The organism is Acinetobacter sp. YH12208, assembly GCF_013418055.1.
In the GTDB taxonomy this organism is placed as follows: Bacteria; Pseudomonadota; Gammaproteobacteria; order Pseudomonadales; family Moraxellaceae; genus Acinetobacter; species Acinetobacter pseudolwoffii.
Genome location: NZ_VPCT01000005.1, coordinates 90,207 through 102,698, shown reverse-complemented (window position 1 = coordinate 102,698; position 12,492 = coordinate 90,207). Strand labels below are relative to the sequence as shown.

At 46.7% G+C, this 12,492-nt stretch carries 10 protein-coding genes and 1 riboswitch; of the genes, 1 reads left to right on the top strand and 9 read right to left on the bottom strand.

Features of this window, described 5'->3' with window-relative positions:
- Positions 1-7 precede the first annotated feature (7 nt).
- From pdxH to FTU95_RS06795, 9 genes are all read right to left on the bottom strand, one after another.
- Positions 8-664, bottom strand: a complete 657-nt coding sequence (pdxH, locus tag FTU95_RS06835) for a pyridoxamine 5'-phosphate oxidase (protein ID WP_180077966.1) — start codon at positions 662-664, stop codon at positions 8-10.
- An 11-nt stretch (positions 665-675) separates the two neighbouring features.
- Positions 676-2,007, bottom strand: coding sequence for a phosphoglucosamine mutase (gene glmM, locus FTU95_RS06830; RefSeq protein ID WP_034608847.1), 1,332 nt, complete (start codon positions 2,005-2,007; stop codon positions 676-678).
- Between the two features lie 122 nt (positions 2,008-2,129).
- On the bottom strand, positions 2,130-3,596 hold the full coding sequence (gene guaB / locus FTU95_RS06825; protein WP_005095051.1) for an IMP dehydrogenase: 1,467 nt from the start codon (positions 3,594-3,596) through the stop codon (positions 2,130-2,132).
- Positions 3,597-3,831: 235 nt separating this feature from the next.
- Positions 3,832-4,197, bottom strand: a complete 366-nt coding sequence (locus FTU95_RS06820) for a YkgJ family cysteine cluster protein (RefSeq protein ID WP_074383866.1) — start codon at positions 4,195-4,197, stop codon at positions 3,832-3,834.
- Between the two features lie 96 nt (positions 4,198-4,293).
- On the bottom strand, positions 4,294-5,091 hold the full coding sequence (locus FTU95_RS06815; RefSeq protein WP_180077965.1) for an MBL fold metallo-hydrolase: 798 nt from the start codon (positions 5,089-5,091) through the stop codon (positions 4,294-4,296).
- 188 nt (positions 5,092-5,279) lie between these two features.
- The gene (locus FTU95_RS06810) at positions 5,280-5,855 is read right to left on the bottom strand and encodes a TMEM165/GDT1 family protein (RefSeq protein WP_180077963.1); all 576 of its coding nucleotides are present in this window, start codon (positions 5,853-5,855) and stop codon (positions 5,280-5,282) included.
- 73 nt (positions 5,856-5,928) lie between these two features.
- Positions 5,929-6,071, bottom strand: a riboswitch (yybP-ykoY riboswitch).
- A gap of 88 nt (positions 6,072-6,159) precedes the next feature.
- A complete protein-coding gene (locus FTU95_RS06805; protein ID WP_180077961.1) occupies positions 6,160-8,172 on the bottom strand; it encodes a 2-oxo acid dehydrogenase subunit E2 in 2,013 nt (670 codons plus the stop codon).
- A gap of 2 nt (positions 8,173-8,174) precedes the next feature.
- Entirely contained in the window at positions 8,175-10,877 is a 2,703-nt protein-coding gene (aceE, locus tag FTU95_RS06800) for a pyruvate dehydrogenase (acetyl-transferring), homodimeric type (RefSeq protein ID WP_100356978.1), read from the bottom strand.
- 328 nt (positions 10,878-11,205) lie between these two features.
- Positions 11,206-11,889 (bottom strand): M23 family metallopeptidase, encoded by a 684-nt coding sequence (locus FTU95_RS06795; RefSeq protein ID WP_005173245.1) that lies wholly within the window; start codon positions 11,887-11,889, stop codon positions 11,206-11,208.
- Between the two features lie 107 nt (positions 11,890-11,996).
- Here FTU95_RS06795 and FTU95_RS06790 point away from each other — a divergent pair, with 107 nt between their 5' ends.
- The gene (locus tag FTU95_RS06790; RefSeq protein WP_005095034.1) at positions 11,997-12,437 is read left to right on the top strand and encodes a DciA family protein; all 441 of its coding nucleotides are present in this window, start codon (positions 11,997-11,999) and stop codon (positions 12,435-12,437) included.
- The last annotated feature ends 55 nt before the right edge of the window (positions 12,438-12,492 follow it).

The window sequence follows — 12,492 nt, the reverse complement described above, 5'->3', positions numbered from 1 at the left end:
GGCATAATCAAGGCATCAAGCGTTGCAATTGCCATGCACCGTCAATTTTCTCATAGCTTAAACGATCATGCAGACGGTTCGGACGGCCCTGCCAGAATTCATAATAATCGGGTTCGAGACGATAACCGCCCCAAAACTCCGGTTTATCCAGCTGTTGCTGATTCGCCACCTGATTATGCAAATCCCAGAAACGCTGTTGCAGCTCTTCACGGCTGGCAATTACCCCACTTTGCGGGGTGCTAATATGCGCAGCAATCTGGCTGTCACGTGGGCGTTTATGATAGTAATCAGTCGACTCCTGTTCAGAAATCTTGATGACTTTACCACTTACCCGAATCTGACGTTCCTGATCCTGCCAATAGAACAATAATTCGGCATACGGATTTTCGGCCAGATCCAAACCTTTTTGGCTGTCATAATTGGTATAGAAGTCATAGCCGGCCTCAGTCGCCCCGCGCAGTAATACGGTACGCACATGCGGATGACCTTGAGCATCCGCCGTTGCCAATGACATGGCATAGGGTTCATGCAGCTTCGCTTCTAGTGCATGGTTAAACCATTGCAAGAACTGCATATGCGGATTCGGGTTGACCTGCTGTTCTTGCAGCTCGCCTTTCTGATAATTCAGGCGTAGCTCACTCAGATCTTTGATCAGATCACTCATTCTTTCTTCCTCTAAGCGGCATTGGCACGTACAGCATCAGCTAATGAATTTGCCAGTGCAGTCACTTCACTTAAATCTTCGCCTTCAACCATGACACGAATCACCGGTTCAGTGCCTGATTTACGAATCAACAAGCGGCCACGCCCTTTAAGCTGCTGTTCGGCTTTTTCAAATTCAGCGGCCAAGGCCGGGACTGAATAAGGATCAAACATGGCATCTAAACGCACATTGACCAGGACATTTGGCAACAGTTGAAAATCAGCCACCAGCTCATGCAGGGCTTTCTTCTGTTCAACCATGACTGTCAACACTTGCAAGGCGGCAATAATAGCATCGCCGGTGGTGCTCTTGTCCAAGGTCAGAATATGCCCAGAAGGCTCGCCACCAATCGTCCAGCCATTTTCTTCCAGACCTTGCAACACATAACGGTCGCCGACTTTGGCACGTAATAATGGCACTTGAGCTTTTTCCAGTGCCAGTTCCAGTGCCATATTACTCATTAAGGTGCCGACGATACCTGCCGGCTTTTTCGAGCTTTGCGTGGCAAGAATATACAGAATATGATCGCCATCAATCAGCTTTCCAGACTTATCCACCAGAACTACACGGTCGGCATCGCCATCAAAAGCAACACCTAAGTCGGCCTGATGCTGGATCACGGCTTGTTGCAAGCTTTCAGGATGAGTCGAACCACAGTCTTTATTGATATTTAACCCGGTCGGTTCATTATGAATGGCAATCACACGTGCGCCTAGCTCACGGAACACAGCAGGCCCGACGTTATAGGCGGCACCATTGGCACAATCCACCACAATGGTGAGTTCATTCAAGTCCAGATGATAGGGGAAAGTCGATTTACAGAATTCAATATAGCGACCATTGGCATCTTTGACCCGGATACTTTTACCCAGGCTCGCGGTATCTTCAATGATGAAATCTTGTTCGAGTTCCTGATTGATTTCTTCTTGCAAGGCATCCGGTAATTTCTTGCCTTCCGCCGAGAAAAACTTAATACCGTTATCGAAATACGGATTATGCGAAGCAGAAATTACAATTCCCAGGCTGGCATGCAAGGCGCGGGTCAAATGAGCAATCGCCGGTGTTGGCAGTGGGCCTAAAAGATGAACATAGACGCCAGCCGCATTTAAACCTGCCTGCAAGGCGGCTTCCAGGATATAGCCAGACAAACGGGTATCTTTACCCAAAACCACCAAGGGCTTGGCTTTTTTACTATGACGCTTTAAAACCTTACCGGCTGCAAACCCCAATTTCAGGGCAAACTCAGGGGTAATCGGCAATTCGCCAAACTTTCCACGAATACCGTCCGTACCAAAATAACTCATCTTTATCTCACTTCTTAGCGGATGATTGATCTCACCCATTTTTTCCCTGTGCCACACTTTACACCAAAATAAAAAAGCCGTCATTTGCATGACGGCTTTTAAAAATTTTAAATCACAGGAGATTACCCCACGCGATAGTTGGGTGCTTCTTTGGTAATGGTCACATCATGCACATGTGATTCCGACATACCGGCAGAAGTGATTTTCACAAACTTGGCATTTTGACGCAGGTCTTCAATCACGGCAGAACCGGTATAACCCATCGAAGAACGTAGGCCGCCCATCATCTGATGCACGATATTGCCCATTGGACCTTTGTACGGTACGCGACCTTCAATGCCTTCAGGAACCAGTTTCTCGGCACCGGCTTTAGAGTCCTGGAAGTAACGGTCAGCCGAACCGGTTGCACCCGCCATGGCACCCAACGAACCCATACCGCGGTAGGCTTTGTAGTAACGGCCCTGGAAGAATTCAACCTCGCCCGGTGCTTCTTCAGTACCGGCCATCAATGAACCGACCATAATGGTACTTGCACCCGCACCAATCGCTTTGGCCATATCGCCAGAGAAACGGATACCACCATCCGCGATCAAAGGAATCTGATCTTTCAGCGCATTGGCCACAGAATCGATTGCAGAAATTTGCGGCATACCAATACCGGCCACAATACGTGTGGTACAGATTGAACCCGGACCAATCCCGACTTTAACCGCATCCGCACCTGCATCAAGTAAGGCCAATGCAGCATCGCCAGTTGCGATGTTACCGCCAATCACCTGAACTTGTGGATAGTTGGCTTTCACCCAACGTACCCGCTCGATCACACCCGCAGAATGACCATGTGCTGTATCGACAACAATCGCATCGACTCCAGCTTCAACCAGTGCTTCAACACGGCTTGGGGTTTCTGCACCGGTACCGACTGCAGCACCGACACGTAGACGACCTAAATCATCTTTACAGCTGTTTGGATAAAGTTCAGCTTTACGGAAATCTGTCACCGTAATCAAGCCTTTCAGCTCTTGCTGATCATTCACCACCAATACTTTTTCAATACGGTGCTGCTGTAATAAGGCTTGGATATTTTCTTTCGATTCGCCTTCGCGAACTGTTACCAGACGATCCTGACCAGTCATGATGTTGCTGACTGGCTGCTCAAGATTGGTTTCAAAGCGTGTATCGCGACCGGTGACAATACCGACCACTTTGCCATCTTTCACCACTGGTACACCACTGATATTGTTGGCTTGAGTCAAAGCAATCAATTCACGTACTGTGGTTTCAGGAGTAACTGTAATCGGGTCTTTGACCATACCCGCTTCGAATTTTTTCACACGGCGCACTTCTGCAGCCTGAACAGCGATATCCATGTTCTTGTGCAAAATACCGATACCACCGTTTTGCGCCATTGCAATTGCCATACGGGACTCAGTCACCGTATCCATCGCTGCAGACACAAGAGGAATATTCAGGTTAATGCCACGGGTCAGGCGTGTCTTTAGAGAGACATCTTTTGGGAGAACAGTAGAATAGGCAGGGAGTAATAGGACATCATCGAAGGTTAACGCGTCTTGAACGATGGTCAACATAACAGTCTCACTGGTAATTTCCGTGCACTATTATAAACAAATATCGACTTAAATTTCATTGCAATTGCAAAATTATTTTTGCATTAAAATAGTTTTGAGGGCTGGATTTTTCCAGTGAATCAATTTGAGAACTACGACATCAGAAAAGAACTGACCACAGTAGTCTGATGCTTGAACTCAATCCCGATACTTTGAAAAGCTAAAAAGCAGAGCCTAAACTCTGCTTTGGGTCGATTTAGCTGACGTATTCAAAACTGTCATCATTGTCAGCTTCATCATTTTCAATCTGAATAAAAGGCAACATATTATGTGCCAAACGGGCTTTATTGCATTGATCATCGGCGATCTGTACTTCTTTGCAGGATGAACTGCGCAGCTCGTACATACCGCAACTGACCTGCTGGCCAATGGTGCCATCCAGTGCAATACAGCGTGGATTTTTTTGATTGGTTCCAGCCATACATGAATAAACTGCTGTTACAGGTTCCGTATAATGCTCAGGCATATGAATCCCTTCAGCCCAGTAAAACGAAACCCTGAAATAGGCGCAGCACGCCCCGCAGCTTAAACATGCATCTGGTGTTGGAACTTGAGATAACATTTCTTATAAGTTCTCATGATCAAAAAAAAGTTTTTTGGAGAAGAAATATAAAAAATGTTGTTTTTCTACACAAGAAAAATTTTATTTTTCTGTGAACTATTCAGGACAGGTAAAAACAGTTTCGTCCATCAGGTCGGTGCCACATTGCAGCGTTTCAATCCAGTCCAGAAACTGGGTGATCTGCTCTTTACCCATAAAAGGCGTGCCATGCTGCGGCACAATCATCTCGATATCCATGCCCCGCACCATGTTCACCCAAAGACGAATCACCTTGTTATTGCACATATAACGCTGATGAAAGCTTTTCATTTTTGGGATATGCGCAGCAAAATTTTCCAGTGGCTTGGCGGCATCATCCACCATAGAGGCACCCATATCGCCTGAAAACAGGATTTTGGCAATCGGATCGTAAAACTGGAAATTGCCTACCGAATGCAGAAAATGCGCCGGGACTGCCACGATATTAGAATTACCCAAGGGAATAATCTGGCCATGATCCGGCAGCTCGACCAGCCGATCCAGCCAGTTGCCTTTCATGCGGTCACTCATAAAAGCCGAGTTTAAATGTGGCAAGAAACGCGCCCAGAGCTTGGAAGCCACCACTTTGGCATCGGTATATACCAGCCAGCGCGGCATGGAAGTGATAATGTCCGGGTCCTGATGTGAAGCCATGACATAGTCCAGATGGGTCAAGCGGGTGTATTTATTCAGCTCCATGGTCAGCGGAACATAGGTCAAATCGCCACCCGGATCGAGTACCGCAGCGCGCTCATTGTCAATAATCAAAAACTGGTTTGCCTGAACGCCTTCACCTTTGACCAGACTGGTAAAACTAATGCATTTATGTGTCCCGTTATCAAACAGGACTTGCGATGTGGTGCGCTCAAAAACCATGTAAATTCCCCAATTTATAGTTAAAACTGCTGTTTTATACCCGTACAACATATAAGGAATTAATAGAATTTACAATCCATAAAACTGGCCATATCACGAGATTTATCAAGGTTTTCAGAGAATTTTAAGCAGAAAAAATCCTGAGTTTTTAGCTCAGGATTGGATTCATGCAGTTCTTGTTTCAGGCTTTAGAATAAATAGTATTGGACCAGTGTCGCGACACCTATGACCAGGAAAATGGCCGCGCCAATTTTATGGATCAGGCTGATCGGCAGTCTGTTCGCCAGTTTATCACCCAAAAATACTGCAGGTGCATTGGCCAGCATCATACCCAGCGTAGTACCTAACATCACCCAGAAGACGCTGTCGAAACGTGCCGCCAGTGCTACTGTAGCAATCTGGGTCTTGTCGCCAATTTCTGCCAGAAAGAACAAAATGAAGGTTGCACCAAAGACCCCGAATTTTTGCCATTTATTGATACTGGCATTTTCATCACCCAGTTCATCCGGAATCAGCATCCAGGCCGCCATCGCAATAAAACCAATAGACACAATCCACAGCAACACTTCCGGCCCAATCACCGTGGTGATCCATTGCCCCAATACCGCAGAAAGGCCATGGTTAATCAGCGTCGCCAATAAAATAGCAACTAAAATAGGAATGGGTTTGCGAAAACGTGCGGCAAGCAGCAAAGCCAGCAGTTGGGTTTTGTCACCCATTTCAGCCAGTGCCACGATTGCGGTCGACAGTAAGAATTCATACATGAGGTCTTTCTCTGGCTAGCATCCAATACCAATGACTCACCGCTCCTGCTAGCCAAAATCTACAGAGTGGTAAATCAAAGGTCTTGCCAACAAAAGAAAGCTTCGAGAAGCTCATTTGGTTCTTTGCTATGATGACCATGTCCGGTTCAGGACAAATATGTTGACCATCACCCTTCTGCTTTGCGCAAAAGGCGGCTACTCCCCAATGAAGTGCGCCAAGTATAGAATCAAATCCATTATTTTTCAATGTGGCAAAAATAAACCCCGCCGAAGCAGGGTCTATGATTGAAATAATCTGATCAGATTAAATCAATAAAGTACGGATATCTTTGAGCAGCTGGGTCAGCTTGTTGGTGAAACGCGCAGCATCTGCACCATTAATCACACGGTGATCGTATGACAAAGACAACGGTAGCATCAAGCGTGGATCAAAGCCTTCACCATTCCAGACGGGTTGCATGGTGGCAGGTGAAATTCCCAGAATTGCCACTTGCGGCCAGTTCACCAGCGGCGTAAATGCAGTACCACCAATTGAGCCCAGGCTGGTAATGGTAAAGTTCGCCCCTTGCAGATCTTTTGGCGACAATTTCTTGTCACGCGCTTTTTGACCCAAGCTTCCCAGCTCAGTGGCAATCTGTTTAATCGACTTCTGATCGGGATGACGCAATACCGGAACCGTTAAACCATCTGGCGTTGCCACCGCGATCCCCATATGGATCTCGTTACGTAGCAATACTGACTTGCCATCATCGGCCAAGTGACCAGCAAACTCGCGCTCTTCTTTTAACAAGTGCGCAACTACTTTGATGATGAAGGCCATAATGGTCAGGCTCAGGCCTTCTTTCTTGAAGTTGCCTTTCAGCTCATTACGCCACGCTTCTAGTTCAGTAATATCGGCTGCATCAAACTGGGTCACTTGCGGAATGAAATTATTCAGCGACAACTGCGGAATAGACACTTGTTGCAAACGCGTCAAGGCTTTTTCTTCCACACCACCAAAAGCACTAAAGTCTGGCAATTTTGGTAGACCTGCGGCTTGAGCAGCAGCGGCTACAGGAGCAGCCTGCGGCGCAGTCAGGCGCGCTTTGACATACGCTTTCAGATCTTCTTTCATCACCCGGGCATTGGAACCTGAAGCCTGAACTTCTGACAATACTACGCCCAGTTCACGTGCCAGTTTACGTACAGCAGGGCCGGCATAGACTTTCGAGTTGGCGATATTCTGCTCTTTGGTCAGCTTGTCGGCATTGTCAGAGGTCGCCACCGCTGGAGTAGAAGATGCAGCAGGTGCTGCTTTGGTGGTCTCTACTGGTGTAACAGCTGCTTTCGGTGCTTCCGCTTTAGCCGCAACAGGTGCAGCCTCTGCTTGCGCTTCAGCTTGAACTGTCATCAGTGCAATGCCTTCAGAGACATTTTGTCCCAGCTCAACATGAATGGCCTTGATTACCCCAGCAGTTGTGCTTGGCACTTCAACCGTGGCTTTGTCTGATTCCACCACAATGATGCTCTGGTCTTTTTCAACCGTATCACCGACAGAAACCAGAATTTCAGCCACAGCTGCTTTGTCTACCCCGAGGTCAGGCGCCATCACTTCAACCTCACCCGCAGGTGCTGCTGCAGCTTGAGCCACTGACTCCGCTTTAGCATCTTGAACTGGCGCAGCTTCAGCTTTTGGCGCTTCTGCTGCAACAGTCGGGGTCGATCCTGAAGTTTTCACTTTTAGAATCACCACACCTTCTTTAACCGTGTCGCCTTCTTTAATGTCGATGGATTCCACCGTGCCTGCAACCGTACTTGGCACTTCAACAGTCGCCTTGTCCGATTCCACCACCACGATGCTTTGATCCACCTCGATTTCATCACCGACAGAGACCAAAATTTCACCGACAGTGGCTTTCTCTACACCAATATCGGGGACTTGAACATCGACCACTTGTGAACTTGCTTGAGCCTCAGGCGCAGCAGAAACTTTTGGCTGATGTGATGCCAGTTCTTGCATGATTTCCTGATCAGGCAAAGACGTCGGTGTATTTTCTGAGGTTTTTTGTGAGGCATCTGCTTGCTGTGGCTCGACCACATCCGTACTGCCATCTTCAGCTTGCAGTTCAATCAGTACCGCGCCTTCAGTCACTTCATCACCCTGACTGACCAGAATGCTTTTCACCACCCCTGCTGAAGTGCTGGGCACTTCAACAGAGGCTTTATCGGATTCAAGCAACACGATGCTGTCATCAATCGCAATCGTATCACCGACTTTGACCAGAATTTCGGCCACGGTTGCCTGATCTACACCAATATCGGGAGTCGTAATTTGCATGCTTAGTTCTCCTCTTTGTAGTCAGCAACAGCATGTACAGATGGGGTGTCTTGCGGTGCCCAAGCCACCGGACGATCGGTATCCAGCTCAAACGTCGAGATCGCGTCTTTCACCAGGCGCGGATCAACTTCACCTTCATCTGCCAGTTTTTTCAGAGTTGCCACCACAATATGGGCAGCATCGACACCGAAGTAGCTACGTAAATTACCACGTGTATCTGAACGGCCATAACCATCGGTACCGAGTGCCACAAATGGGCGGCCATCTGGAAGATAGGCACGAATCTGTTCGCTATAGGCACGCATATGATCAGTTGCAGAAACCACAATACCTTCGGTACCGCGTAGCTGTTTCGATATCCATGCTTCTTTCACATCCTCAGCAAGTGGATGCAGGCGGTTGTATTCTTCACATGCCATACCATCACGTGCCAGTTCATTGAAGCTGGTGACACTGTAGACATTTGAGTGAATTTGATATTCCTCACGCAGAATCTTCGCCGCCTTGATCACTTCACGCAGGATCACACCCGAGCCCAGTAACTGAACCGTGGCTTTTTCATCTTCTTCCAGTAAGTACATACCACGCTTGATGCCTTCTTCAACACCTTTTGGCATTTCCGGATGCTCGTAGTTTTCGTTCATCACGGTCAGGTAATAGAACACACGTTCCTGATTCACATACATACGTTGTAAACCGTCATGCACGATCACTGCCAGTTCATAACCAAAACATGGGTCATAAGAGACACAGTTTGGAATGGTATTGGCCAGAATATGGGAATGACCATCCTGATGCTGCAAGCCTTCGCCGTTTAGTGTAGTACGACCAGCAGTCGCACCGAGCAAGAAACCTTGTGCCTGTGCATCGCCTGCTGCCCATGCAATATCACCGATACGCTGGAAACCGAACATCGAGTAGTACATGTACATCGGGATCATTGGCAGGTTATTGGTTGAATAACTGGTGCCTAACGCGGCCCAGGCACTCATGGCGCCGGCTTCGTTAATTCCTTCTTGCAACATGTGTCCGTCTTTGGCTTCACGATAATGCATCAACTGTTCTTGGTCTTCAGGCGTATATTTCTGACCATGCGCAGCATAGATACCGAGCTGGCGGAACATGCCCTCCAAACCAAAAGTACGTGCTTCATCTGGCACAATCGGAACAACACGGTCTTTAATTGCTTTCTCTTTAAGAAGCGCAGAGATTAAACGTACCATCACCATCGTGGTCGACTGTTCTTTACCATTTGAACCCGCCAAGACCGAATCAAATACCGAAAGTTCAGGAATCGCCAGTTGCTCGCTTTCCTTCCGACGTGCAGGCAGATAACCACCCAATGCTTCACGACGTGCTTTCATGTATTTCAGCTCAGGTGAATTTTCGCTTGGACGATAGAATGGTACTTCTTCCAATTGCTCATCGGTAAATGGCAGGTTGAAGCGGTCACGCACGTATTTCAAAGAGTTGATTTGCATCTTCTTGATTTGGTGTGTTTTGTTGACTGCTTCGATTTCTTCTGACAAGCCATAACCTTTGACGGTTTTCGCCAGAATCACGGTCGGTTGACCTTTGGCAGTACAAGCTTCAGCATAGGCAGCAAAAACTTTGTACGGGTCGTGGCCACCGCGGTTCAGATTATCAATATCTTCATCGCTTAAATCCTTGACCAGCTCTTTGGCTTCTGGGTATTTACCGAAGAACTTTTCACGTGCATAGGCCCCACCTTTGACCTGGTAACGCTGGAAATCACCATCAACCGCTTCTTCCATCACCGCTTTGAGTGCGCCAGATTTATCTTTATCCAGTAATGGGTCCCAATGACGGCCCCACACCACTTTAATCACACGCCAGCCTGCGCCGCGGAATAGTGACTCAAGTTCCTGAATGATCTTGCCATTACCACGTACCGGACCATCCAGACGTTGCAAGTTACAGTTCACCACCCAGATCAGGTTGTCGAGTTTTTCACGACCTGCCAGCGAGATTGCACCGAGGCTTTCTGGCTCGTCCATCTCGCCATCGCCCAAATAAGCCCAGACCTTACGATCTTCTTCTTTGATCAGGCCACGGTTCATCAGGTACTTTTGAATATGCGCCTGATAAATCGACATGATTGGGCCCAAACCCATCGATACCGTTGGGAACTGCCAATAATCCGGCATCAAATAAGGATGCGGATAAGATGGCAAACCTTTGCCACCGACTTCACGACGGAAATTATTCAGATGATCTTCAGTCAAACGGCCTTCTAAAAACGAACGCGCGTAAATACCGGGGGCACAGTGACCTTGATAATAGATCATGTCGCCGCCAAAGCTGTCACTGTTGGCACGGAAAAAATGGTTAAAACCGACATCATATAAAGTTGCGGAAGAGGCAAAGCTGGCCAAGTGACCACCGAGGTCATCACCGGTTTTATTTGCGCGCAATACCATTGCCAAGGCATTCCAGCGAACCAGCGCACGAATCCGGCGTTCCATATCCTGGTCGCCCGGCATTGCCGGTTGTTCTTCAACCGAAATCGTATTTAAGTAGGGAGTATTTAAACGCTGAATAGGAACATGCTTTGCAATTGCGCGTTGATAAAGTTTTTCTAATAAAAATGCTGCACGCTCGGTACCCATGTGTTGCAAAACAGAGTCAAATGCATCTTGCCATTCTTGGGTTTCTTGCGCGTCTGTATCGCCATAAAACGCCATAATCTACAGTTCCTAAAAGCCTAATTTAATGTCTTATATGTACCATATTTGAGACCTCAGCAGGTATGGCTCTGGCTGAATGCGATTTGGCAGTACTATTTAGGAACTAAATGATTGGTGACGTTTAATTACACAACATAACAAAAAATAGTCAATATAGGAGATTTATTATACATTCATTATAATAGTTGGTGATAATATCAGACTTAAAAGCGATTATCTGAAGAACCCTTCAATGTGGGTTGAAGAGCCTTAGCTTAATCGCTTTGAAATGCTTATTGGAGAGATGCTTATGTATAAAGAGCCTAATAGAAATTCAGGTCTATACTTAAGGTAACATAGCCAAATAAGTAGATGGGTTTTTACGTTGACCGTCTTTTACAACTTCATAATGCAAGTGTGGACCGGTACAGCGGCCAGTACAGCCAACGTTGGCAATATGATCACCTGCCTGTACCTGTTCTCCCACACGTGCAATAAGACGTGAAGCATGAGCATAACGTGTTAAATAGCCATTGCCATGATTGATTTCAACATATTGACCATAACCCGTACCCCAACCTGATTTGGTTACAATACCTGGGCCTGTGGCATAAATTGGTGTACCACTTGGCGCTGCAAGATCAAGACCTGAGTGATTTTCAGCACGGCCACCCATGGTACGACCACCGTAATTTGAACTTACGCGAGAATTGGGTAAGGGATGAGCGATCAGCCAGGAATAAGCACTATTTGCAGCAGCTCGATTAGATGAGGTATTTGCATACTTCTGTGCCAGCGTGCGATTGTTAAGCTCAACTGGCTTTTCACGTAGCTGAACATTCAATTTGGTTTGCGCTGGAATATCGATATCATCTGGATGAGTATATGCACCCTGTGCCAGAGTACGCGTCAATTGCTCGATACGATCTGTTGAACCATTTTCTTGATTTAGATTGACTAAATCTGCAAACGCTACCGAAGCAGCTGAAACTGATAAAGAAAATGCCAACAAAATACGTCGCATATGCATAAAAAACCTCTCTAAACTGCTTTAATCGAGTTCCTTGAAGATCTCTATCCTTGATATCCACTAAAAGAAGCGCATAAGATTAAGACATAAACATGTAGGAATTATGTATGTCGGAACCTGTCAACGTTTTTCAACAAACCAGAAAACAGATAAAAACAGGAAACTTTTCGTTTCTCTCATCACAAGTTGCTGCCTGGCAGAAACTTACGAAACTCGTACAACCGCTATTGCCCCAACCGGAACGCTGGCAAGTTGTGTGCTATCAAAATGGTGTGTTAACGATTACCGGTGAAAACCAGGCCATGATCAGTCAATTGGCCTATCTTCAAAAGCAATACATTTCACAACTCTCTCAAATAAATGAATTAACAGATCTTACAAAACTTCAAGTTTGTTTGCGGAATCCTTCACAAACGCAACCTGTTGCAGCAACACCTGAAAGAGCCTTAAATGCAGAAACACAGGAATTACTTCGTGGTGCTGCTGACTTTATAAGCGACCCTAAGCTTAGCCAAGCTTTGCTACGTTTGGCAAGCAATAAAAAGTAACATAGCAATCAAATGTAATAAATTAGAAAAGCAGTATTATGCGACACATGTCACA